The 25013-nt window shown below is 32.5% G+C and carries 17 protein-coding genes, 1 tRNA gene and 1 pseudogene; 7 read left to right on the top strand and 12 right to left on the bottom strand.

All coding sequences use genetic code 11. The features are described 5' to 3' along the window. Window positions 1-92: 92 nt before the first annotated feature. Together C8N46_RS16680 and C8N46_RS16675 are read right to left on the bottom strand one after the other, a co-directional pair. Window positions 93-3578: a hypothetical protein gene (locus tag C8N46_RS16680; protein WP_108116133.1), complete on the bottom strand. Its 3486-nt coding sequence runs from the start codon at window positions 3576-3578 to the stop codon at window positions 93-95. Further along, on the bottom strand, window positions 3578-5971 hold the full coding sequence (locus C8N46_RS16675; protein ID WP_108116131.1) for a hypothetical protein: 2394 nt from the start codon (window positions 5969-5971) through the stop codon (window positions 3578-3580). Before C8N46_RS16675 ends, C8N46_RS16680 begins: the two co-directional genes overlap by 1 nt. A 474-nt stretch (window positions 5972-6445) precedes the next feature. Here C8N46_RS16675 and C8N46_RS20180 point away from each other — a divergent pair, with 474 nt between their 5' ends. The 3 genes from C8N46_RS20180 (at window position 6446) to C8N46_RS16665 (ending at window position 7110) form a co-directional block, all read left to right on the top strand. Next, window positions 6446-6625 (top strand): hypothetical protein, encoded by a 180-nt coding sequence (locus tag C8N46_RS20180; protein ID WP_146169859.1) that lies wholly within the window; start codon window positions 6446-6448, stop codon window positions 6623-6625. 134 nt (window positions 6626-6759) lie between these two features. Beyond that, entirely contained in the window at window positions 6760-6912 is a 153-nt protein-coding gene (locus C8N46_RS16670) for an SsrA-binding protein (protein ID WP_108116129.1), read from the top strand. 124 nt (window positions 6913-7036) lie between these two features. Further along, window positions 7037-7110: transfer RNA gene (locus C8N46_RS16665), tRNA-Arg, on the top strand. A 95-nt stretch (window positions 7111-7205) separates the two neighbouring features. On the opposite strand, the gene C8N46_RS16660 is transcribed toward C8N46_RS16665, so the two are convergent. The 6 genes from C8N46_RS16660 to C8N46_RS16630 form a co-directional block, all read right to left on the bottom strand. Next, on the bottom strand, window positions 7206-7640 hold the full coding sequence (locus C8N46_RS16660; RefSeq protein ID WP_108116126.1) for a hypothetical protein: 435 nt from the start codon (window positions 7638-7640) through the stop codon (window positions 7206-7208). A gap of 787 nt (window positions 7641-8427) precedes the next feature. Further along, window positions 8428-8892, bottom strand: a complete 465-nt coding sequence (locus tag C8N46_RS16650) for a hypothetical protein (RefSeq protein WP_108116122.1) — start codon at window positions 8890-8892, stop codon at window positions 8428-8430. Between the two features lie 104 nt (window positions 8893-8996). Continuing rightward, complete coding sequence (locus C8N46_RS16645) at window positions 8997-9557, bottom strand: DUF2589 domain-containing protein (RefSeq protein WP_108116120.1); 561 nt, start codon at window positions 9555-9557, stop codon at window positions 8997-8999. Continuing rightward, the gene (locus C8N46_RS16640; protein ID WP_108116118.1) at window positions 9554-9757 is read right to left on the bottom strand and encodes a hypothetical protein; all 204 of its coding nucleotides are present in this window, start codon (window positions 9755-9757) and stop codon (window positions 9554-9556) included. The genes C8N46_RS16645 and C8N46_RS16640 overlap by 4 nt, the downstream gene beginning before the upstream one ends. A 67-nt stretch (window positions 9758-9824) precedes the next feature. Further along, entirely contained in the window at window positions 9825-10490 is a 666-nt protein-coding gene (locus C8N46_RS16635) for a DUF2589 domain-containing protein (protein WP_108116116.1), read from the bottom strand. Window positions 10491-10709: 219 nt separating this feature from the next. Beyond that, a complete protein-coding gene (locus tag C8N46_RS16630; RefSeq protein ID WP_108116114.1) occupies window positions 10710-11042 on the bottom strand; it encodes a LytR/AlgR family response regulator transcription factor in 333 nt (110 codons plus the stop codon). A 206-nt stretch (window positions 11043-11248) separates the two neighbouring features. On the opposite strand from C8N46_RS16630, the gene C8N46_RS16625 reads away from it, so the two are divergent. After that, a complete protein-coding gene (locus C8N46_RS16625; protein ID WP_108116112.1) occupies window positions 11249-12643 on the top strand; it encodes a 7TM diverse intracellular signaling domain-containing protein in 1395 nt (464 codons plus the stop codon). Between the two features lie 171 nt (window positions 12644-12814). On the opposite strand, the pseudogene C8N46_RS16620 reads toward C8N46_RS16625, so the two are convergent. The 4 genes and pseudogenes from C8N46_RS16620 to C8N46_RS20830 all read right to left on the bottom strand — a co-directional run. Next, a pseudogene (locus tag C8N46_RS16620) lies at window positions 12815-14494 on the bottom strand (DUF262 domain-containing protein); the annotation flags it as partial. A gap of 366 nt (window positions 14495-14860) precedes the next feature. Further along, window positions 14861-18142 carry a tetratricopeptide repeat protein gene (locus C8N46_RS16615; RefSeq protein ID WP_108116110.1) on the bottom strand — a complete coding sequence of 1094 codons (3282 nt, stop codon included), beginning with the start codon at window positions 18140-18142 and terminating at the stop codon, window positions 14861-14863. Between the two features lie 480 nt (window positions 18143-18622). Further along, window positions 18623-19114, bottom strand: a complete 492-nt coding sequence (locus tag C8N46_RS16610) for a hypothetical protein (protein ID WP_245896919.1) — start codon at window positions 19112-19114, stop codon at window positions 18623-18625. A gap of 14 nt (window positions 19115-19128) precedes the next feature. Then, window positions 19129-20907, bottom strand: a complete 1779-nt coding sequence (locus tag C8N46_RS20830) for a hypothetical protein (RefSeq protein ID WP_211314505.1) — start codon at window positions 20905-20907, stop codon at window positions 19129-19131. A 112-nt stretch (window positions 20908-21019) separates the two neighbouring features. On the opposite strand from C8N46_RS20830, the gene C8N46_RS16600 reads away from it, so the two are divergent. Genes C8N46_RS16600 through C8N46_RS16590 form a run of 3 tightly spaced genes read left to right on the top strand, consistent with a single transcriptional unit; the run spans window position 21020 to window position 25009 of the window. Next, window positions 21020-21544 carry an RNA polymerase sigma factor gene (locus tag C8N46_RS16600; protein WP_108116106.1) on the top strand — a complete coding sequence of 175 codons (525 nt, stop codon included), beginning with the start codon at window positions 21020-21022 and terminating at the stop codon, window positions 21542-21544. Between the two features lie 47 nt (window positions 21545-21591). Continuing rightward, a complete protein-coding gene (locus C8N46_RS16595; RefSeq protein ID WP_108116104.1) occupies window positions 21592-22506 on the top strand; it encodes a FecR family protein in 915 nt (304 codons plus the stop codon). Beyond that, on the top strand, window positions 22490-25009 hold the full coding sequence (locus tag C8N46_RS16590; protein ID WP_108116103.1) for a TonB-dependent receptor: 2520 nt from the start codon (window positions 22490-22492) through the stop codon (window positions 25007-25009). The genes C8N46_RS16595 and C8N46_RS16590 overlap by 17 nt, the downstream gene beginning before the upstream one ends. Window positions 25010-25013 lie beyond the last annotated feature (4 nt).

Here is a 25013-nt window from a genome sequence, read left to right as displayed (position 1 = left end):
AGTTTTTAATGGAAAAATGTTCTTAGTTATTGTTGTACGCATTGTGCGTAGTTTTGTATGATTTTTCATAGTATTCTAGATACTTTGTGCGCTTACAGTTGCTTATCGAAGAGAATAGCCACTAAGGTTCCTTTGTCTTTTGACGATAGTATTTCGCCATCAGGGAGTGTACCTGGATTGACATCAAATAGTGATTTTAAAACACCTGACCAGTAATTGTTGTATACATAGTCATTGTCAATTAAATCACTATGCATTACCAATCCTGCTTCTACTCCTAAGAAACCTCTTACTTTAGCTCCTAAACCAAGAGAACCACTAACACCGAGTCCAAATGTGAGTTCGTTATGGATAGACAATCTGATGTCTTCCCATTTACTTACATAGTTGATTGCCATTGCCATAAGCATCTTCTTGATTTCAGGATCCATGTTAGAGAAAGAATCTCCGTCACCTCCATAAAATCCAGTTCTAGCTCCAATTTCAACAGCTGTCATTGTGAGAAGTTTTGAAAATACAGCGGCTGCTCCAGCGTTTGCATCTAGTATGGGTGTTAATGCTGTATCATTGTAAAGTGTCAGTGCATACGCCACTCTATCATCAATGGTATCTTTGCTATTGAAGGTTACAAGTCTATCATGTAATAATGATACTTCTGGTATACTCTGATTGTCCAGTTTTAATTGCGCAATACTGATACGCGTCATAATGACAAGTGCTTTAATGGCTTCGATGTAATCTGTTCCTGAAATTTTATAGTCTAAATCTAAGAATGAGGATAGTGAGAAACCTCCAATTTCTCTTGATGCATTCATGAATTTTGATTTAGCACCTACCCAACGATTTCCAACAATACGCTGACTTCGTTGCATGGATTTTAGTTTTCTTGAAGCATACGCTAAGTTGAAACGTTTTCTAAATTCCACACCATCTAAATTGTCTAAAATACTTTGTAATGAAGTTCCAAACTCAAAGGAGGTTTGACTGTATCCTCCAAGTTGTAAAGTAGCATCTGAATACGCGTCAGTGATGGTATTTACAATTTCTGTTAAATCAAAATTATAGGTAGTTTCATATCCGTATTCCAGATAACGATCTAAATCTCCCGAGAAGTTATAGAATGAAATTAGTTTTTTACTATTTCGAATTAATTTTTGAAATGTGAAGTCAAAATTACTTGTATCATTGTTGATGACATCTGGTTCATCAGCAATACTGTAAATTAGCCCTATTTTCATTCCTAAGCCTTGATCTACTACAAAATTTGGAACAATTGGTATTCCAAAAAGTCCTTTGGATAGTGAAGTGAAAAAATCTGCATGAAATTTCCCTTCACCAAAGGCAAACATTTTAATTTCAAGTGGCACACGTGTACCATCTGATCGCATACATTTGGTATAATCGCTTCCAACAAAGTAATTAACATCAATGTCAAATCCGAAACCGAGTTTTGCACCTGCACCAACTCCTGCTGATATTGCTGCTCCAGATAAGAGCGACGCCAATTTGGTAGGTTTTGCATAACTTTCATCAACATTGTTGTTTTGCCAAGCAGTTTGATCATCAGCGTTTCCAAAACTCAAACCTGCACTTGCTTCGGCTCCAGCTTCTGCATACGCACCAACATATACTTTGAGCTTGGTCATATAGTTCCATAAGTCCACATTGAAATTTTCTGCAGCTCTATAGAATGCAAAGGGTGCAATTACAGGTAATACAACGCCTGAGCCAGCATACATCATAGACGCCAATCCTCTTGATAACGGATCTTTTCCTGTGACAGGAATTTCAAATTCGATGAGTGCATTAACTTCGCCTCCACCTTGTGCAGATGCTCCAATAGCTGCTCTGATACCGTCTTTTTTACGTTTTCTATTGTTTCCTCCAAACCAAAAACCAAATCCAGCCTCTACACCAACATCAGGACCTACTTTTAGTTCTCCGTAAGCACTAATTTTCAAAATATGGTCACCCGTAGTTTCAGTATCTTTTCGCCAGATGGAGACATCGCCTTCAAAGTCAGCTCCGATAAAAGCGTATGTTGCTCCTAATTGAATTTTGAAACGACGTCCTTCTGAGCGTCTTGGGAACATAGTTTCAATGGCTAGTTCAGCAAGCTGTACTACAGGATCGGTATCATCTAATTCATCGATGTAAACTCTGTTGACAATTCGCCATAATGATTCTGCAAATTGTCTGGAAGGAATCCACATGTAGTGATTGCCATTTGCATTGAGGTTTAGCTGAATTTTTTCATCAACTGGCGCCGTTTCGTGGATGTAATCGTACTTACTGTCAATTCCAGTTACAAATTGCAAGAACGTATCGTACATATCCGACGGATTTTGATTTGCTTGCAAATACGTTTCTAAATCAGAGTATGCTGTTAGATGATCATTTTCTTCAAAGAAACTTTTTCCTGGCAATGGATAAATACTTCGTGTCGTATTTGTTTGTAAATCTCCTTCAGGGTCGGGATTGTTTGCATAGATGAGAAGATTTAAACAAAATTTAAAAAAAGGTGAATCTTCTACTAAAGTTCCTCTACTAGGAAATGTAACAATACTACTAGGACTTCCATTTGGATTATCAGGATCGTTTGGATCGAATATTTCACCATCTGCATTTTGTGGAAATATTTTTACCTCATCGTAGTAATGCTCTTGAATGAGCGATTTTAATTGTGTATTGGTAAATTTTAACGGAGTTTCCGTTGTAGGTCGCGCTGGAATTCTGTATAATTTAGAATTTACATCTGGCATAGGCACTCTAAATTCACCGTTTGGTCCTGACTCCCAGTGCTCCCAAATGTAGGCTCCTTGTATGTGCCCTTCAATAGAAATGTTGTCTTTAAAAGCTCTTATGAGTTTAGCTCGTCCATCCGTAGTTTGTGTATGTTTACTTGCGGAAACTACCACTATTTGATACCATCCAGCTGCTGAAGCAGGATGTTTTCTAAGTACGCGAACAATATCACCTTCTTTTAATCGAAGAATTTCTTTGCTTGAGTTTGCAATTGGTTCGCTATACAGCGGAACGTAATTTACACCCGAATACGTATTGTAAACCACCGTATCTTTTCCGATGTCTTCTGATAATCCGTAATTGATAATTGTTCCTCCATTAATTGCATCGTAGCCACCGATTCTGTTGAGTGCTTTGTCTAATTCATAGATTGTTTTTCGTCCTACGACACCATCTGCAGTAGCGGCTAATTCAGGAGTGTTTTGTTGAAATACTTCTACGCTCAGTTTGGTAATTTCAGCAAAAGTTCCCACAAATCCGCCATCAACATTGGTTGGTCCCCATTTTAAATTTTGAGCATTTGTTCGCTCTGCTGCTGTTATTCCTGGTATTTCTTGAACTACTGTAAATAAAGCAATATTTAATAAGCGTACTGCTTCTTCATTATTATCTCGACCTAAAGCTAACGAAGCACCTTTTCCCATATTGATGAGTTTTAAGGCTCTGTTTCCTTTGAATAAATCAGAACTTAATGGCGGCTGATTTTCTGGATAGAATGTAGCTTCTTGCGTGAGCGCATTTTGTGCTGCTGTTTCTGTTATATATATTGCCATTAGAATTTTGTTTTATAATTACTTGCTGGTTCTTCACGGTTGTCCGTGATTCTTGTGTAGATGTAAATATTGGTAAATACATGCTTTTCTTTCAATACTCCTGCATCTTCAACTACCCCTTTGAGCAGTAACTGATATCTCCCGATGGTTGTATTTTCGGATTTTTTATCATATAAACTGCTGTAGCGAACTCCCAAATACACTTTGTTGAAGTTATTGACTCCAAATTCTGTGTCTTTTAAACTTTTGAGTGTGTTGTACTGTGCTTTTGAAATGGTGATACAGTCAAAATATTCATAATCCAGCTCGAACTCTACGCCGTCATTTACACTGTTGTTTGATAAGAAGAAGAGCAGCGTTGGACTTGCGGGACTGGTAATGTAATCAGATACTGAGCCGTTTGGTGCAAATACCAATTGTTTGTATTGAATGTTTGTAAAATCTTGTTTTTGAAGCGAAACATTTAAGTCTCTTTTGGTTAACCCGAAAAGAAAATCTGCTTGTTGTGCTATTTTGAAAGAGGTAAGGTTTACTACTTCTCGTTCATTATTGATTTTTGCCGATTTATAGATATTTTTTTCATCGATATATGCAAAAAATGTCAAGTTGTTGTCGTCTTCTGCTACTCCAATTCTTGGAATGTATCGCTGGTCATAATAATACCCGTACGTTCCTGATGTCATAAATGCATTTTCAGTAGAATATACACGTGCTAATACTTCTCCTGCAGTGTGTGAGGATGCACGTTTCATATCAAATATTGGAAACATTAAATCGAGCACATGATCATCATGTCTGAGTAAGGATTCCTCTAAGTTTGCGTTTGTTGCTGGATTGGCAGGATTTATAATTCGTCTCGGAATAATTCCTGCAAAGCTATGTGTCGGCTTAAAGTCAAGTAACATTTTGATGTGATAGTAAGCACACGTAGGCCCAGTAGATAAATTATTAAGAACAATTTTAACCGTAGTATCTCTATATTCTGCTTCTCCAATAAAAGTAGCATCTTCACCATTGTTAATGAAGTCTTCATAGTTTAACAATTGCATAGATTTCACGTAATTGTCACCTTCAAAATTGCTAGCTTGATACGAATCATCATCTACATCCAAGATACTTTTTCCGTATACCAAAATAGTACGTTCTAAAATGTGTCCTTTTGTTCTGTCTTTCCATTCTACGCCATCAAAAGTTTTATAAGGTGTTGCCACATTAAATGTTGGATAAATAGCTGCTAAACTTTTTACTTGATTAAGAAAAGAGATATAGTATGGTAATTTGCCTTGTGGTTCTGCTGCTGAAATTGAATCAAATGTAAATAGTGGCCAATCATCAGCTCCATACTCAAATACTCTTGAGTTAACACCATGCTGATATGGAGTAAAATTACCTAAGATATAGTGCTTTTTCTTATGTGTGATTGAAGCACTATTGTCGTAATAGAAGTTTTCAAAGTAGTTATACGAATGTCCCGTTTGATGGCGAATATCTACATAGGTTTTATGCTTGTTCGTAAAATCATCTAACAAAACTTCTTTGTTTAAAGTTTCTGAAAATGTTGGACTTGTAGCATTAAAACCTTTCAGTTCGTCATCCGTTAAGATAAAATTCCCATAAAATGCCGCAGGATCAAAGTAGTTTAAAATTTCTTCTTTGCGATATTTTTTTTCATTGCTCGAATAAGATGATACATCAAGTATATGTTCTTCGGAAGCTCGTAAGGTTCCCATTGTGGCTTCAAACCCAATTTGATCGCCAATTATTTCAAAACCAGCAAGATTTGTGGTACTGAATTCTCCAAGAATGGCACCTGCTTCTACGATGGGCAATTGAAATGTAATGTCATTAGGTTCTTTAAAGAAGATTTCTTCCAAAAGAACATCATCCAACACATAATCATCCGAAGTCGGATCAGCCGTAGCTGAATACGAATATCCCAAATGTCTAGGAATCGCAGGATCATTGTCTGGATTTTGCGTGTCTGCATTGAGACGCGCTTTGTTTTCGATAACAGCTGTTTTAATATCAGGCGCTCCTGCAATAGAAGACGATGCTAATATTTCAGGAAAATCTGTGCCCGTAGTTGGATTGGGAATGATGACTGAATCTTTCTTTATTCCTCTATACATAAAGTAAGCAATACCATCATATTCCCAGTCAACTGGGTTTACAGGTTTTAACGCAATGTTTATCAAGTTTGGATTTCCACTCGCCTCTTGTATGAGTACTATAGATTTGCATGTGGCAACCGCTAAATTTGGATTTCCTGATGAAAATTTATGTGTACTTTGTAGTCGATAATTATTTCCATCAATTGCGCCAAACTCCCTTTGATTCGATTGGTCCTGATTTTCCCATGACTGTTTATCAGTAAAGAAAAAGAAGTTTTCCATGTTCGTTTATTTTTTTTCAATTAAAGTATTGTATGAATGGATGATTTTTATAACACCTTGCAATCAATGCTAGAAGTCTTGTTCTTGGGAGAAATAGTCTGCTAAAAGCAACCAATCACAGATGAGAAGGAGTGAATTTTGAACAACCCTAAATATGTTATTCACTTGATGATGAGTAAGACTCAAAAATTACTTTAATTTTAAAAAAGCTTAGATATTTATGTTAGTTAATGGCAACTTTCTTGAGGAAGTGAAAGCTGAAACAAAAAATCAGTTTTTTAAACCAATAAAAAGAAAATTTACTCCTTTTATCCATTCATATTTTCAACAAATAACTAAATAATTCTTTAGAATCTACTCTTTTTTTCACCATGCCATCTGTAGTTGCAGTATTTCACATGTTCGTTAGAAATAGTTACTAAATAATTACGCTTAATTCTTTATCTTTAAGCATATTAACAAAACTTATAAATCATGAAAAAAAAGAATCTAAAATTGTTGAAACTAAGTAAAAAGTCCATTGCCAATTTTAATGAAAGAAAATTAAAAGGAGGAATGTCAAGATCGCAATGCAATTCTCAATGTGGTTATTCATGCGATCCAAATTTGTGTGGAAATTCGATTGAGCCTTGGTGTGTGAAAGACGATCAGTAAAAGTATTGCATACTTCATACAAAAATTGCGAACTTCGGTTCGCTTTTTTTATGGTAATAATACCGTTGTACATAAACTTAGTACTATGTGTATTTTAAAAAGGTAGATTGAATTGTTTTTGCTATTTTTAACGAATGAAAAAATCATTTTTCAAAATATTGGCAAAATTGAATAAGGTGTTATTACCTTCTTTTTCCAAAAAGCAGTTGGATTTGAGCAAAGCATCTAAATTCCAACTCGCGATTATTGGCTGGCGTTATTACGTTACGACCAATGCTTTGGATTGATTTTTTTGTATGTATCTGAAAACGAATTGAATTGCATTCTTTTTTTTGAGAAAAAGCAATTTTTACAGTTTATAATTTGTAATTACACTAAAAACAAATATATTTGCACCCGCAAAGAACAAAAGGCCTCGTAGCATAACTGAATAGTGCACTTGATTACGGCTCAAGAGGTTGCAGGTTTGAATCCTGCCGAGGTCACAAAAATTGTAAAAACCTGTAATTTAAAAGATTACAGGTTTTTTGTTTTTATACCCGAACGGACAGTGTCTTCTAAGGAATTAATTATTAGAAGCTTAAAGGTTAGATTTAAATAGTAACGTTCTAGCATGTGGTTTGTTTCGGTTGTATTTAGCAAAAAATAATAAAATAACATAATCTATTGAAAATTTTTGCTGATTTTTTCGCTGGAAAATCAGCAAGTAATTAACTATGCACATTATTAGCCGCTTTAGATGATTAAAGGTATGAGCTATTTCTTGATAAAATTCAACCGCTTTTTCTATAGCATCAGAATCTATATAATCAGTAGAATCAGATAATTTATATTCAATAGACTTTGTTCTTATTTCATTATTGTGAAGATCAGCGGAAAAACCTTTAATCAATTTGGGGGCTGAGTTTTTATTTTTACGATGAAAATTAAAAAATACTATTCCTGTCCCATTCGAAACTTCGTTTATTCCCTTTAGCTCATACATATATGTTAACTCCCCTTTTTTAACATCCACATTTGCGGGAAAAGAAATCTAAGAAGTATGAAATCTTTTTTGATCATTGTAAGCGGTTCCACGAATTCTCAATATTTCCAAATCTTGTTCAAATCTTTCAACTATAAACTTTACTTGATTATTTGATCCAATATAGAATCCAACCCAAGTTCCCTCTAGATATTTTGGATCCAAGAAAAATTTTCTAATAAATCGAATATTTTTGAGTAAGAGTAAAAATATGTAAGCAATAAATCTGTATATGCCAAGTGAAATCAACGCTGTTGAAATTATTTTAAGAATAGGATTTAAATGAACTTTTTCACCAAAGTGAAACCAAACTGTGAATACAATAAGTGTAGTCAGGCTTAATATGTACGATTAAAATATTGTTGTAGTCAACGTAATAAATAAATTGTTGCTAAAGTAAGTACAATAGAAATTTCTTTTACTTCTTTAAAATTAATAATTTTTTCTTATAAAAACCTATGATCACCTTTAAAAGTAGTCATAATCTAAAAGAAAGGCATTTATCCTCTTAAAATCCTCCACCAATAAGTTCGAACGTTGAAGGTTCGGGGCCAAATTAAGCAAGAAACCACGTCAAATTGACGTGGTTTCTTGTTTTTAGAGCAAAGCTGAACAACGTTCAAGATTTGTAATGAAAACAAAAGAATAATAGTGAAAGTTCGTAGTTTCTTATTCGTAGTAGTGAATTGTAAAGTAACAAGGAGTAATAATCTCGTCGCGATTACAGTGAAAATGCTTTACTATTCTGACAAGTCATCCTCTAATTTACATTTTTAATTTAGACTACGGATGGTTTTGAAATAAAAATTGAGTTTTCAATTTTTTGTTTATCTAAACTTTCATAAATTTCTTTTGAATGTTCTTCACCACAAACAATATAAATTGTTTTTTTATCATCTTGCTTGATTGCTGTCAAAACCATTTTTGCTATTAAATCACTTCTTTCTTGCCGATTTAGGTTCAAATGAGGTTCAGTTCTTTGATCAGTCAAAGCGCTAAATACATTATAGACCTGATTCAATCCTCTTTCTAAAATTATTCTTGTATCGTTGGGAGTTACTACTGGAGGATTTATTAAAAGTTCTCTTGTTACCGTTTGATCTATTTGATTATTATGCGTTTCTCCTAAAAAAATTATATTAATTGAATGAGTTGCTAAGCTTTTTAATTTGTGATTTAAAAAAGAAACAAGTTTTGAGCTCTTATTTTTTACTGAGTTAATATCTAGTTGTTTATATATCATCTTGTTAAAATTTAAATTTTTCTACTCTATTTTGTAATTAGGTTTTTTGGATAGTGTCCTGATTTTATAACTACAACATTTAGTGAACTAAAATTAGTCTTTACTTATCCAGGTATTTGAGCTCTTAGCGCTCTTTCATAACCTTCGATAAGTTTTCGTAGTCCTTCAGGAGGAAGAGATTTATCTATATTGATTTCTATATTGGTTAAAGTTTTATCTGAGGTTTCCTTATTATCTTTAGCAGGGAAAGAAAGGTTTAGTTCATCATCTATTATTTTAATTTCAATATCTGTTTTAAATTTTATGTTAGATACTTCTGTCAAACTTAAAGGGACTAATGTAATTAGCGGTACATGTACATCATGTACAACAGGTCCTTTATTTGTTTCACGGGGAAATTGAACCGTAACCATTTTAGGAATTAACTTTTCTGAATTTCCTTTGATTTTATCAAGAAAACTTGATGCTAGGGAAGACATTATTTTTTCAACATCTTCAGGTGCAAGGTTATTATTTTTAGAGATTTTATTTTTAACTTCTCTTTCAGTTAATTCATCTGTTTTATCAAAATATAAATTGATAAGGTTTTTATTTCTATCATGTAATGCTTCATTAGCAGCTATTGCAGCTGCTTGTATGGAATTCACTAAGCTATCTAATTTCATATTAATTGTTTTTTTTGTAAACTAATCTCTTTTAATCCTTCGAGTACAGATTTGACAGAGTGCTGGCTATCTTTAGGGAGCTTAATAGTTGTCAAGCAATCTGAGTAAGAACAGGAAAAACTAGTTCCTGTCACTAAAAAATTAAGATCAAAGTGAATTTCCCCTTTTTCACATACAGGACAATTTATTTTATTTTTCATTTTATGTAAATATTAAATCTGTTCGGTCATGTAATTGATTATTACGACCAAACAGATTGATTAGCTATTAATTATCTTGTTTTACATCTTTGCCTAATTGAATTGGTTCAATAGCGAGTGTAAATGCATTAATTATTGTTTTTACACCATCAGGTAAAGGGATTTGTTTAGCATGAACACTTATATCATATTCTGCTGAGTTTTCTTTAGAATAATGTGTATCTTCCTTTGAGACAGAAGAGCTTTCCTTTGAAACATTTCCTCTCACAGTTGCACTAAGTGGTCCCCAACCCATTTTAGCCTCAAACGAACCAGATGCTTTCATTTGATCTCTAGTTTCTTTACTAGTATCTTCAGAATAGCTTGATTTAACTTCCATGTGAAACTTCACATATACATCATCTACAGCCAAAGAGTTTAGAGGCACAATGGTTAATAAAGGTAAATTAAAGGTAGTTTTGACTTCTTCAATAATTGGTGTAACTGAGTTATCATTATTATCTGTTTTTTGTCCAATAACGCCTCTTACTAATTCCATCTTTATCATTATTGGAATTAACTGATCTGAATCATTTTTTGCTTCAAAACAAGTATCTAATAAAAATCGTGTTTGGGTTAATGCCATTGCATTGTTAGCTGTTGCAGCTGCCATAAGTGGTGCTCCAATAAGGTTGTCAATGGGTAAGCCTGTAAACTGCTGAGCCATTGATACTATTGCTTTAGAATCTGCCATTTTTTTAATTTTTAAATTCCTACTCTATTTAATAATTGGCTTTTCGGATTCACGCCCTAAGTTTGGTTGAAGTAAAATAGACGTCTTTTATATGATATATTCTTCTTAAACTTGGAGTAAAATTCTTTAAATTATTAGTGAAGTATGAGAGATAATGGATAAGTGTTGTTTTTGGGTTGACGAACGTATTTGATTTACTATGCAAGCGTAAAAAAAGTATTATTTAATGACATCAAACTTACTAATCAATTGCTTTTTATAACGTTCGCTTAAACTAACTACATAGTTTTGATTTAGATATACTAAGTTTTCATATAAGTCAATTTTTTGTACTTTATCAAAGTTGACTAAATATTTTCTATGAATTTGCTCAAAGTTTTTGTGCTTCAGAAGATCTTTCAATTTTACTAAAGATTTCTGTACCAAATACTTGTTGGAAATTGTGTGTATAGTACTATAATTATCTTCTACCTCAATGTATATTATGTTGGCTATTAGTACTTTACACAGTGCCTGTTGTTTTTTAATAATTAAATAGTCAATATATTTCATAATGACACTCTTTGTGTATTAGACTATAAAATTATACAGATCACTACAAAACATATGATTGTAATAGAATAGACTTTCTAGCACATTGCACAAAATAAGTATAGTTTTTACTACCTGTAGAGTAGCAAAACAGGTAATTATACTTGTTTTATAGAGAAGGTTTGTAGCTTTATTTTAACAAGAAAAACTATCAATCTTTTTTTATCATGAAAAAAATCAGCTTACTTTTACTATTGTTTTATTGTTCTATTTCAATGGCAAAAAAAATTAACTGCCAAATCAAATTTTTATCTTTTGATAATGACACTTTAAAATGTTCTGTTCTTCAATCTAAATTTCAAGAAATACCCCAATCAGAAAGTTTGGGTTTAAAAAATGGTAATTATTGGTTTAAAGTAATAATTAAAAGTATTGATGTAAATAAAATTATCGTTGAAATACCTACTCATAATATTGAAGAAATTCTTATTTATAAAAGGAAGGGCAATAGTCTTTTATATGTAAACGAGATAAAAAATAATTATAATCTACAGCAAAATAAACAGAATCGTTTTCCAAATTTTTCGGTTGACATAGAAAATAATACAACAGAAATTTTTTTAAAGGTTTTTTTTTGCAAAGAGGCTAATTTCCCTCTACGGATATATACGACTGAAGAATATTTTGAGCATACTTTTTTATATAACCTTTTTACTGGAACATATTATGGTTTTTTATTGGCTATTTTAATATGCAACTTATTTTTCTACATAAAATTTAATGAAAAAGTATACCTGTATTACCTAATATTTTTATGTTCATATACTGTTGCTATTTTGTATCATGATGGCACTATGAATTTGATTCTGCCAATAAACACAATCATAGATATCGAGGGTATTTCTCACTTACTAACCGAGATAACCATGTTTCTTTTTTCATTTACTTTCTTAAATTTTAAAGACTATGTGCCTAAGTTCAAAAGATATGCAATAGGACTAGTGACACTAATGAGTTTATTAGAAATTAGTCATATAGTTACAGGTGATTTTATTTTTTACATTATGGCAGATACTGTAGCCATGTCTAGTTTTTCAATTACGTGGATTGTATGTGTTGTTTATATGGGGGAAGTAAAATTTGCACGTTTTTATATTTTAGGCTATACAATCCTTATAACTTTTGGTTTTCACTTTTTATTTTCTTATGATTTTGGATTGATTCCTAATAATGGGCAAACGTTTTTTTTAAAATTAGCTAGTATGATTGATATGTTAATATTTACGTATGCAATATCATATCGTTTAGATATTTTAAATAAAGAACATAAAAAACAAATTTCTGAGTTACAATTGCTATTGTCAAAGAATCAAAAAGGAACAAGTATTGATTCGTTCTATATATTACTTGAAGAAAACGAATTAAGTAATACTACATTAACTTTGCAAGAGATAAAAGTACTAAAATGTATTCATGAACGAATGACAAATCGTGAAATAGCTGAAAAGCTGTTTGTTTCAACAAATACTATAAAATTTCATGTAAGCAATATCTATAAAAAGCTAGATGTTAAAAGTAGAAATGAAGTAAATGAAAAATTAACTGAGTTTAATAAAAATTAAAGGAACTTCTCAAAAAACAACCCAATCTCCCTCAAATCCTCCACCAAAAAGTTCGAACTTTGAAGGTTCGGGGTCACAAAAACTGTAAAAACCTGTAATTTAAAAGATTACAGGTTTTTTATTTTTGTACCCGAGCGGATAGTTTTATATAATAATATGATTTTTAAATATTTAAGAGTTAGAACTATTAGACACTTCTGCTTTTCTATCTGTCAACAATATTTCCTTCAATTTAGATTTTATTCTTTCGGTTCGATATTCGTCAAACTCCTTTATAACAGTCCAATTAAGTTCAAAGTTTTGGTCTATATAATTCCTTTGTTTATAGGCTATAATCTGCTCTTTATTATTTGAAAAATGCTCATTCAACCATAATTCTGGGTCTTTTGCTTTTTTAGCTAAATTTTCTTCTCCTTGAAGAAGTTGAAGATTGTAAAGAAAATTTGCTTCTGTGAGGTAGTTCTCGTTCAATTCTACATTATTTACTTTAAATTTTGATTTAGGATAAATATGATCTATGTGAAAAGTCGAATTTTTGTAATCTAAATTTGGATATAATATTTGCAAAATTGGGAGAATTGCTGGATTTCCATATTGAAAGTTCATCATTCGATCAATATCATCACTTGATATTTTCAAAGGTTGTACTTTACTTACAGTTAATTTATTATTGACCATATAAAAATTCTCAGCTGTTCTTATGATTTTAGCAACAACCTCTAATTTACCGTCTAAAGAAGTCGTAAAATAACTTGTGATTTGTGCGTTTCGCACAAATTTGAGTATTTCAGTTTTGTCTTCTTGATCTATATTTTTCTTTTTGAAAATGTAATATGCAATAGCTGATAAAATGTAAGCCGAAGAAAGTTGGTTTGTATAACCAAATTCTTTTAATAATTTTATTGTTTTGAAAATTGTTTCAGTAATTTCTTCCCAGTTATCTTCAATCTTATTGATATTACTTTTACTGAAACTTTTTAGTTTGAAAATGTGATTGCTTTCAGTCAATAGTAAGCAAGTTTTCAGTACTTGATCTCTTCCCATTACTCCAAAGCCTTGCTCCTTTAGCGAATCAACAAATTTATTCATCAAATCCCGTATGTCAGTTGAGAAATTTGCAGTCAAAATTGACATTAAAAGGTCAGAGTATGATAATTGTGTTCCCCCGCTATTTACACGAATAAAAATTTTTAAAACTTTATCTAGATTTTTTTCAGTTTCCTCAAAATATGAAATTAAACTTTTAGTGCAAAAAGCATCTTTCATTTTTTCAAGTATTTCCGCTTCGTAGTCCGAAAGATTATTTTCTCTTGCATAGCTAACTATGCTTCCTAATTCAAGAATGTTACCTACCTTAAACCAATAATTATTATCATCAATTTTTGGAACTGAGTTTTTGGGAAGAAAATCAAAATTAAAATTATCATCAGGACTTTCTTCATTTGGTTTGTATCTTAAATTCAAGAAAAGTTGTTTTTCCTCAAATGCATTAGGATTATCCCACCATGCTTTGGGCTTTTTTAGAGTTCTTGTTCCTTTAAGTCCAATATAAAGTGAAGTTAATCTTTGTTGACCGTCAAGCACTATGGATAAATCATTGGAATTTATTTGTTCTATGTTTACTTTTTCGTTGTGTGTTTTTCTTTGATCATAATTTTCAATGAACTTGTATAATTGAAAGTTTAATTTTTCAGAATCTTCTTTTGCGTCTTTATTTGTTTCAATATCGTCTTTCTTAAGTTTCCAAAAAAGAAATGAGCCAATTGGATAACCTCTTAAAATGGAATCGAAAAGTTGTTCAATTTTCTTTTCTTTTGCTTTACGCAACCAAACATATTCTCTTTGAATATCAGGTAAAAATAACTTTGATTTAAGTCTTCAATTACATTTTTAATTGATATATCTCTGAATTGTCCCATATTTTATTTTAATATTTATCAGTTTACTTTAGAACAGAAATTATTTTTATAAAAATACAAAATCTCTTACAAAGAGGTGAAATTTTTAAAAAGCAGTAATATTCAAGAAAAACAACCCAATCTCCCGCAAATCCTCCACCAAAAAGTTCGAACTTTGAAAGCTTGGGGTCACTAGAATTGTAAAAACTTGTAATTTAGAGGATTACAAGTTTTTATGTTTTATACCCGAGCGGATTTCATTCATCTAAAACTCTTGAAAACAGATAATTAATAAGTTAGATTTTAAAGAACTATACTTTTACCTAATTGGAAATTTATAATCTTGTAATGTAGTTTTTCCATCTGCTAAATACGAAGTTCGAAGAAATTCTTCATAAAATTCTTTAGAAATTTTTTTAGCTCCTTCTTTACATAAATCAACATAAGTCTTGTGAGGTAATAATTTTTTATTTAGGAGGTTTCTCTCTCCCCACTTACGATCAGAACAACTCAAAGTATAAGCTAAGACATATTCATCAGTTTCTTTATCATGAGGAATACAGACTATAGGCAATAAATCATAACCTATTTCTCTTTTTCGTAAATTTTCAAATTCATCAACTGTGACATCTATCATAACACCATTTAATAGGTCATTAACTGAGCCTGTATATTCAACATTAAATAGCCCGTTGTATAATTCTCCGATTGGATTATTATATAAAGAACGTTTTCTAACTTCATCAGGCATATTATAATTTAATAGTCTTTTAAAACCTAAACCACTAGCCAAAGTATATTCATTAACTGACTTAGTATTTATTGTTTTTGAAGCAGAAGCTTTATTAATTAAACTGCCATACCCAAATAGCTTAATGCTTTTAATATTTCTTTCTTTCAAACTGTCCTCAATTAAAAACCATGGGTATTCATACATTTCATTTTTAGAAACCTTTTTAATTAGATTTGGTAAGTTAGAGAAAAACTTACTAGATAAGTTAAGATTTTTGAGAACTATGGGAGTCTCTGATAAGATTGGAAATTTTGATTTTAATGAAAGCTCTTTTAATTTTAAAAAGTCCATTGCAGCTTTTCTTATTGGATAATTTTCATCTATTCCAATGACATTTATTAAATCATTAGCTCTTGTTATAGTTTCCCATAGTTCAATTTTTTTATCCAATATAAAACAACATTGTCCGAAAACTACAAGATTACAAAAATGTCTATGCTCATCTGTTGCTCCCATTTTTCGTTCAAGATAAATAGCCTCACTTACAGCTTCATAAGCATTTCTCCACTCTTCTAATTGTAAATACGCCCGCCCTAAGTCTCCTAGACTCATAGCCAAATCTTCAGGATAATATACTTCACGAGCAATTTTTTCTGAGTTTTTTATATAATCTATAGCTTTTCTAGTTTGTAAATTATTATTTTTTAAAATTAATGATCTTCCCCAGCCACCATAATTTACCGAAGCCCAATGTAGAGTTCTTAATTCTCTATGAAATGTTTCTGCTATTTCAAAATATTCTAGCGATTCATCTATCCTGTTAAGATCTGAAAGGATCAGTCCTTTATTTGTGGTATTAGCAGCAAAAAGTAGGTTATTTCCCATTAGATTACTTAATCTAAGTGCTGCATTAATTTCCTTTAAACCCAAACTTGGTTTTCCATGATGCCAAAAAGCTAGTCCTTTTCGATTATGAATTTTTATTGATAATACTTGATTGTTTTCTGATTTAGCTATTTCTTCAGCAAGAGAAAAATAATTCATTGCATCTTCATAGTTTTTTAATCTCTCATTCGATGCTCCCAATCCTATATAACATTCTGCCAACTGAACAGATGATTCTGTCATTTTGAAGATTTCACTAGCTTTTATTCGAAAATAAATAGAACGTTTCAAAAAGCCATAATTACTGGCTATTGTACTCAGGAGCATAAATACTTTTGCTTTTTCAAATATATTTTCTAGGTATTGATTGTTTTCTAGTAGTTTATAAATTAATGATTCAGCTAGTGACCATTCACCCCTAGAAAGGTGCGTTTTTATCAATTCTAACTTTAGTTTCCCTGAAGTTTCAGTATGTTTATCACTTAAAGTATCATACGATTTTTTTAATCTAGGTATTCTTAATGATGTGGGACCTTTAAGCGTAAGGACTTCCACAAAAATTAAAATTGTTTCTGCGGCTTTCTCATATTCAAAGTTCTTTATGTATAAGTCCTGCGTATGAAGAATGTTTTCCATTTCAAAACTTAAAGCATCAATACTACTTCTAGTATTTAGAGTACTTCTGTGCTTTATACTCAAATTATAAAAGAAATTGCAATACTCTTTTTCCAAAGCATTTAATATTTTTTTTTGAAAATAAACTTCAGACTTTTTATTTATAAATTCTTGTATTGGAATTAAAATTTTATATCTCAACTCTTGCTCTGTACGATCAGTATAAATCAAACTATTTTCAATTAATGAATCCAATATGTCAATTAATCTATCATCGTTTTTTAATACTATTTTTTTTATAGAATTTAACGTGAAACCATCTTTGAAAACTTTTAGTTTTAAGAATACCTCTTTTTCAACTTCTTTTAATAAATTGAAGCTCCAAAGAACAGTATCATAGAGTGTTTGATGCTTTTCATGAGTATCTCGATTTCTTTGTGATAAATTTAGAATATTACTTAACTCTTTTTCGATATTTTCAAGATTACTATATTTTATTCTAGATGCTACTATAACAATTGCAAGAGGTAACCCCTCTAAATATGAAACTATAGAATTCAATGTGTTAATATCATTCTCTTGAAGTGTAAAGTTTGGATATACTCTCTTTGATATACAAGTAAATAATTTAACAGAATTATTTTCAACAATCTTTTCATAGTCAGTTTCATTCTTGTCAGGAATCTCAAGAGGTGATAATTGAAATTGTTGTTCTATAGCTATTTTTAAAGGAGTTCTTGAAGTAACAAGAAAATCTACATCTGGTAACTTATCTAACCAATATGTGATTGATTGGTTAGAAAGTTCAACGATTTGTTCAAAATTATCAAGAATTAATAATGTTTTACCTCTATGATTTAAAAGTTCAATTACTGCGTGAGTATCGGTAGTTTGATTGCTTGAATGACGTCTATCAAATACTTCGAATATCTCATAAGCTATACCACTAATTGTTGTTGTCTCGGTTAAGTCCACAAACCAAACACCCCCTGAATAGTTTTTTTGTAAATCTAAACCAATTTCTTTTGAAAATCTTGTTTTTCCAATACCACCAGTTCCAGTTATTGTAATTAATCGTTTTTTTGAATTTAGAAATAAACTTTTTACCTCATGTAAGTCTTTTTTTCTACCAAAGAAATCTTGACCATTAATTGAAATATTAGTTTGATACTCCTTAAAATCAGTTAATTCTTTTGCTTTCTCTCTAGCTGTTTCTATTTCATCAGTATTATCCTCATGTTTTTGATTATCTTCACTAAGCTTTTTATTGTCCTTATCTTTTTTTCTTGTTGTGATTATTGCAGCTACTATAGTTGCTATTCCTCCAATTAGTGCAACTACCAGTGTAATGATATCTTTAGAATCCATTTGAATAATTATTTCATTGATTTACAGTTGAATAAAATTAATAAAATACTTACTGTTAAAAATGAGGTTTACCGTAAAAGCGATTATTTAAATCGAACTAGAGGCATAGTAAGTAATTCAAAATTTTCTATTACAAATAGACTTATCTCCCGCAAATCCTCCACCAAAAAGTTCGAACTTTGAAGGTTCGGGGTCACAATAAAACCAAAAAAGCAAGCTACACATAAATAGCTTGCTTTTTTTATGGCTTTTTCTCTTCAAAAATATTTAAAAGTATTCTTTGAAATTACAAAATATTGAAGTGCCATAAACTCAGTATACGTTAGACACACGACGAGTTTTCATAAAATGATTTTATTAAATAGCCATTCTAAACTTAATAAAAGTTCATTGTAGAGAATTTAGGAAATTTACATCATAAAAAAACGCTGATGAACATACTATTCAACAGCGTTTTCGTGAAGTTTAGGGCAAAAAAGATCAATTGTTTCTCTGGAAAACTAAGGTGTCTGTTCCTCCGTTTCCGCCACTAATGTCTTGCAGACTTATGGTCGTATTGGAATAACTTATAATATCCCAATCGTCATTCAAATCGAAGAAATTGCTGGTGGTTGGTACGTTAAACGAAATGTTGAAATCAATATCGTCATCCGAATTGCTATCATCATTGCTATTACTGTCATCGGTTACAGACCATGTTCCTTGCACTTGGTCAGTTCCGTTACTTGCGGTAACCGTGCCGTTGGCTGCAAAAGTGAAGTTGTAATTGTTAAAATCGTTGGTTTCATCTTGTCCAGAATCTACATAACTTGTAATTCTCCAAGTACTGGTTTCTGCAATATCCGTGATTTCTGCAATGGTTTGTGAATTATCTACAACGACATCATCGTCCGTTTCACAAGTGGTTGACATTAAAGAGAAGCTTAACATCACCAAAAAGAGTAAATTAAATCGTGTTTTCATAGTTTTCATAATAATACGTGTTTTTATAGTTTAGATAGTTTTAATACATCGGTTCCACCGCCTCCACCGCTGACATCTTGCAGAATTACTTGCGTTTCAGAAACAGAAATTACATCCCAATCATCGTTGAATTCATCAAAAGGAATGGCTTCAAAGTTTAATAGTAAAGTGTTTCCAGCATTTTGCACATCCCATGTTCCGTTGATGGTGGTTCCGTTGCTAGCTTGCACAGTTCCGTTGTTCATAAAAGTTAATTGATAACCATTATAATCTGCGGTTTCATCTACTCCATCATCAGTGTATGAGTCTACAATCCATGTGCCTGTTTCCAGAATAGCATTTAAGTTATTGCCGCTTCCGCCAGAAGGATTTCTTTCAAAAGTTAAATAATCAATATCTCCATCGCCGCCGCTCACATCTTTTAATCGGATGATGTCGTTGGTGACTTCCAGCACGTCCCAATCCTCAGCCAATTCATCAAGTGGAATGGTGGTGCCGAAATTTAAGTTCAATTCCAAAGCTGTTTCATCGCCTGCCGAAGTATTCCAAAAACCATTGGTAATAGTTCCCATTAAGTTGGCTGTTGCCGAACCGTCAGAAGCGAAGTTAAATACATAATCTGTGTAGTCTGCCGTTTCGTCCGTATCATCAAAATAGTACGTGATGTACCAATCGCCCGTAGTTAAGGAGTTTACCAAAGCTGTATCGTCTACATTTCCATTGTTTCCTGAGGATGAACAATCGCTTTCAAATCGCAGACGGTCATCGCCTAATCGCAAATCAACTTTAGTTTCATTGTCTTCTTGATCTATTTCGTGAAGATTCCAAGTAGCGTTAAAATCTGGCAAATCAGGAATTGTAATCGTTACCGAAATATTATTGCCGGTTCCTGACGATTGCCACGTTCCTGTAAAGTTTCCGCCTCCAGAAGTTATCTGAATACTTCCATCGGTTCCAAAATTGAAATTATAGCCTACATAGGTGTCTTCCAAATCATTGTCATTTCGCTCTAGTTTATCCACCATCCAATTAGAACATTCGCTTAATACCGAAGTCAATTGGTCGTTAGTACAGTTGTCACAATCGTCATCGTTATAATCGTTGTCATCGTCTTCATCACAGGCATCATCATAGGTATTGATTACATTTTCTAATTCTGCAAAATTATTGATGGTAATCGTTTCGCCGTCATACGTGGTAACGCTAATTGGAAATTGAACTGTAATGATGTCATTTTCATCAATATCATCGATGAACTCATACATTTGTGCATCGTTCATGATGGAAATTGTTTCCAGCAATTCATTATTGGTGTTAAAGAAAGAAGCCACAATCGGATAGTTAAAGTCCAAACATTCAATATCGTCATCGACTTCATTTTCGCCTGTACAATTGTCTGTAAATGTTGCCAATTCAGTAGCATTATTAATGACAATTTCGCTGAAATCTGACAAAATAATCGTGATTGGAAATTCAATGATTAATTCGTCACCGTCGTCGTCAAATTCTTCAAAAATATCTTCAATCGTTTGAAAATCATCTTCAGAATCTACCGTAATTTGCAATCCATTTACCACTACCGTTACAGGCAATTGAATAGTGACACAGTTGGCATTGTCAATAATATTATCTAAAGAACCATCGTTCGTTGCGGTGCGTTGCATTAACGATTTTACTGGCGAATTGATTTCCAACGTTTGTTCTTGTGGCGGTTCAATAATTTCCGTTTCTTCCGTTCTACACGAGGTAAACGCAAGTGTACAAAGAAGCGCCGTTGCTAAAAGTTGTGTGAGTGTTTTCATAATTATTTTGGGATTTTATTTTTCGTTCTTTCCTATACAACAATCGTAAATTCAAAATCCCTGACTTTTTTTAAAAAAATTTTACTTATCTTGATTTCAATACTAATTTTTTGTGGAAAAAGAACTAGAAACAACTGTTTGCGAAGAACGTATTTTTGAGAGTCTCTATCGAAAACTTTCAAAAAGCATACACGATTTTTTATATTATAAGTACGGAAGTAACTGCAATCCGAATGATACTACCCAAGAAGCTTTTTTAAAACTTTGGAAAAATTGTGATACTGTTTCGCCCGCAAAAGCAAAATCGTTTCTGTTTACCGTTGCCAATAATATGGTGTTAAATCATTTAAAACACGAAAAAGTAAAACTCAACTATCAAAAAGCAACAACCAAAACACATACGAATGTCAGTCCAGAATTTATAATGCAAGAAGCAGAATTTCTGGAAAAATACAATGCAGTTTTAGCAAACATGAAAGAAGAATATCGTGTTGCTTTTTTGCTGAGCAAAGCTGAAAATAAAAAGCATAAAGAAATTGCAGAACTGTTGGACGTAACGGTAAAGGTAGTAGAATACAGGGTTCACAAAGCTTTTACAATATTAAAAGAGCAGTTGGAAGGATTTTCCATAAAATAATCAGGGATTTTAAACCTATAGTTGTTATATACAAAAATACGAAACGAATGGACAACGATAATTTGATACAAAAATGGCTGAATGGCGAGCTTTCAGAAGCCGAATTGCGCGATTTTGAACAGCGTGACGATTTTGAATATTATCAGTCCATCATAGAAAATGCCCAAAACTTTAAAGCCTCGCATTTTGAAACGGTTGATGATTTTGAAACGTTTAAAGCGAAAAAATTGGTCGCGCAAACGCAAAAAAGAAGTCTTACAAAAGTGTGGATGCCATTGCTAAAAGTAGCGGCTGTATTTATCATTTTTATTGGATTGTACATGTTTTTCATGAACGATTCGCTTACAACCATCACGACTGTGGCTAGCGAAAAAACCAACATTACCTTGCCTGATGCTTCTGAAATTGTCCTCAACGCTAAATCGTCACTTTCGTACGATGAAAATAACTGGAATGATGACAGAACCGTGAATTTACTTGGAGAAGCGTATTTTAAAGTTGCCAAAGGAAAAACCTTTGATGTGATTGCGCAAAATGATACCATTCGAGTGTTGGGAACGCAATTCAATGTGAAAAAACGCGCCAATTATTTTGAAGTTACATGCTACGAAGGTTCGGTAAAAGTCATCACAAAAACGCACCAAAACATATTAGCGCCTGGTGATCAATTTGTTATTGTAAACAACCAACTTGTTGAACGAAAGTCTAGTGATTTTAAACCAAATTGGACAGAAAACATCAGTACGTTTTCAGCAGTTCCACTACAAGAAGTATTGGCTGAATTGGAACGTCAATTTGATGTTAGCATTGCGACTGAAAACATTAACAGTGAACAACTTTTTACAGGTGGTTTTCAGCATGATGATGTAGAAAAAGCCTTGAAAGCTGTTACAGAACCTATGAATATTCGCTTTGAATTTGATACTGAGAAACGTGTGATTCTTCATGAAAATAATCAGTAACATATACATTCTTGGCATTGTTTTTTTTGTTTCTACGTGTAGTTTTGGACAAGAAACTTCCACTTCTAGCAAAGAAGATTTAATCACAGTTTTGAATACGTTGAAACAACAATTTAATGTAGAATTCAACTATTCACAATCAGAACTCGACGAAGTAAAAGTAAGCAAACCTGATTTTTCTAAATCGCTTCCCAAAATACTGTTACAGCTCGAAAAAGAAACCAAATTCACCTTTGAAAAAATTGACGCGCGATTTGTTGTAGTTAAACTCAAAAAAGGCATATTGATTTGTGGTTTTTTAAAAAACAAAGACGACAATTCGCCCATAGAAGCTGCCACGATTCAAGGAACAACCAACGCAACCACGAGTGATGCTAATGGTTTTTTTCGATTGAAAATTTCCTCTGCCAAAGAGCTGATAATCATTCGTCATATTTCCTATAAAACAGTTCGGCGTTTGAGCGATTATTTTACAGATGATGGTTGCGGAATTGTCTTTCTCCGTACGCAAACGGAATCACTTTCAAGCGTGATTATTTCCAACTATTTGGCAACAGGAATTAACAAATTAGGTAACGGAGCGTTTACAATCGATTTTAAAAATTTCGATTTGCTTCCGGGCATGATTGAAAACGATGTATTGCAAGCAGTACAAGCGTTTCCAGGCATTCAAAGCACGAATGAAACAGTGTCCAATTTAAGCATTCGCGGTGGAACACACGATCAGAATTTAATCAAATGGGACGGAATCAAAATGTATCAATCGGGACACTTTTTTGGATTGATTTCGATGTACAATCCGCAAATAACGCAAACAGTACATCTCTTAAAAAACGGTACCGATATCAGTGAAACTGATGGCGTTTCAGGAACCATTACAATGGAAACCGCTAAAAATATTACGACATCTTTTCGTGGAAATGCGGGCGTGAATTTTACAGATGCAAATGTTTTTTTAGATACGCCTTTAGGCAACAAATCGTCCATCCAAGTTGCGGCGCGCAAATCGATTAATGATTTGGTAAAAACACCTGCATACACTGCGTATTTTAAACAAATTGCACAAGATACCGAAGTCGCAGAAAATCAAGGAAACATTGTAAATTCTGATAAAGACTTTGATTTTTATGATGCCTCTTTTCGTTGGTTGTACGCTATTGACGAACGAAATGAACTGCGATTGAACGGAATTTTTGTATCCAATACTTTAGATTTTACAGAAACGCTTTTGACAGATTCAGTAGAAGATTCTAAAGAAAGTAGTTTGCAACAAAATAGTTTTGCTGCTGGATTGTATTACAGAAACAATTGGAGAGATCAATTATTCACAACAGTAGAAATTTACGAAACAGACTATCAACTCAAAGCTATCAATGCAAATGTGTTGGATTCACAACGTTTTTTGCAAGAAAATAAGGTCTCGGAAACAAGCGCGAAAATAAAGGCGAATTACATTTTCAACGAAAAATTCAACCTCAACGCTGGGTATCATTTTGTAGAAACGGAAGTGACAAATTTAGACGATATTGATGTGCCACTCATTCGTACATTGATTTCAGAAGTATTGCGAACTCACGCTTTTTTTACAGGAATCGATTTTAGCTCTGCAGATAAAGCCACGCAAATTAGTTTGGGCGGACGCTATAATTATTTGGACAAATTCAAAAAACACATCATTGAGCCACGATTTAGTTTGAGTCACACCTTTTTAGAGAATTTTATTGTAGAAGCACAAGGTGAATTTAAACATCAAAGCACCTCACAAATTATCAACTTTCAAAATGATTTTTTAGGTATTGAAAAAAGACGCTGGCAACTGTCTAATGATGCAGATATCCCTGTACTTACGAGCAAACAAGCTTCTGTTGGAATTAGTTATCAAAAAGACAATTGGCTCGCAAGTGCTGATGTGTATTATAAAGAAGTAGACGGAATTACCACGCAAAGTCAAGGATTTCAAAATCAATACGAATTTACCAAAGCGAGCGGACGTTATTCAGTCAACGGAATTGATGTTTTACTGCGAAAACGCGTAACCAATTTGAATATTTGGATGAGTTATTCTTACATGCAAAACAACTACGAATTTACAACGCTAGAAGCCAATCCGTTTCCAAGCAATTATGACATTACGCACGCGCTGACTTCTGGAATTACATACACGCGTAAGTCATTAAAATTAGGGTTAGGATTCAATTGGAGAACGGGAAAACCAATCACGATGCCTGTTGTTGGCAATGAAATTTTAAATGATGAAATCAACTATCAAGACGTCAATTCGTCACAATTGGATGATTATTTTCGTGTGGATTTTTCGGCGAAATATGCCTATCAACTCAACGAAAACTTACGCCTCGATGTTGCTTTTGCACTTTGGAATGTGTTGAACACCAACAACCAAATTGAACGCTATTACCGAATCAACAATCAGGATACAGTTTCCGACATACAACGCTTCTCCTTAGGAATGACGCCTAACTTCTCCTGCCGATTGTATTTTTAAACAA

Origin of the sequence: Kordia periserrulae (genome assembly GCF_003054265.1) — a bacterium.
GTDB lineage: Bacteria > Bacteroidota > Bacteroidia > Flavobacteriales > Flavobacteriaceae > Kordia > Kordia periserrulae.
The sequence above is the reverse complement of the archived record's forward strand: the minus strand, read 5'-3'. Positions and strand labels throughout refer to the sequence as shown.

What these genes read in the sequence shown, in the direction of transcription:
- C8N46_RS16680 (WP_108116133.1), bottom strand. Translation starts at nt 3,578, where the DNA reads ATGGCAATATATATAACAGAAACAGCAGCACAAAATGCGCTCACGCAA.
- C8N46_RS16675 (WP_108116131.1), bottom strand. Translation starts at nt 5,971, where the DNA reads ATGGAAAACTTCTTTTTCTTTACTGATAAACAGTCATGGGAAAATCAG.
- C8N46_RS20180 (WP_146169859.1), top strand. Translation starts at nt 6,446, where the DNA reads ATGAAAAAAAAGAATCTAAAATTGTTGAAACTAAGTAAAAAGTCCATT.
- C8N46_RS16670 (WP_108116129.1), top strand. Translation starts at nt 6,760, where the DNA reads ATGAAAAAATCATTTTTCAAAATATTGGCAAAATTGAATAAGGTGTTA.
- C8N46_RS16650 (WP_108116122.1), bottom strand. Translation starts at nt 8,892, where the DNA reads ATGATATATAAACAACTAGATATTAACTCAGTAAAAAATAAGAGCTCA.
- C8N46_RS16645 (WP_108116120.1), bottom strand. Translation starts at nt 9,557, where the DNA reads ATGAAATTAGATAGCTTAGTGAATTCCATACAAGCAGCTGCAATAGCT.
- C8N46_RS16640 (WP_108116118.1), bottom strand. Translation starts at nt 9,757, where the DNA reads ATGAAAAATAAAATAAATTGTCCTGTATGTGAAAAAGGGGAAATTCAC.
- C8N46_RS16635 (WP_108116116.1), bottom strand. Translation starts at nt 10,490, where the DNA reads ATGGCAGATTCTAAAGCAATAGTATCAATGGCTCAGCAGTTTACAGGC.
- C8N46_RS16630 (WP_108116114.1), bottom strand. Translation starts at nt 11,042, where the DNA reads ATGAAATATATTGACTATTTAATTATTAAAAAACAACAGGCACTGTGT.
- C8N46_RS16625 (WP_108116112.1), top strand. Translation starts at nt 11,249, where the DNA reads ATGAAAAAAATCAGCTTACTTTTACTATTGTTTTATTGTTCTATTTCA.
- C8N46_RS16615 (WP_108116110.1), bottom strand. Translation starts at nt 18,142, where the DNA reads ATGGATTCTAAAGATATCATTACACTGGTAGTTGCACTAATTGGAGGA.
- C8N46_RS16610 (WP_245896919.1), bottom strand. Translation starts at nt 19,114, where the DNA reads ATGAAAACTATGAAAACACGATTTAATTTACTCTTTTTGGTGATGTTA.
- C8N46_RS20830 (WP_211314505.1), bottom strand. Translation starts at nt 20,907, where the DNA reads ATGAAAACACTCACACAACTTTTAGCAACGGCGCTTCTTTGTACACTT.
- C8N46_RS16595 (WP_108116104.1), top strand. Translation starts at nt 21,592, where the DNA reads ATGGACAACGATAATTTGATACAAAAATGGCTGAATGGCGAGCTTTCA.
- C8N46_RS16590 (WP_108116103.1), top strand. Translation starts at nt 22,490, where the DNA reads ATGAAAATAATCAGTAACATATACATTCTTGGCATTGTTTTTTTTGTT.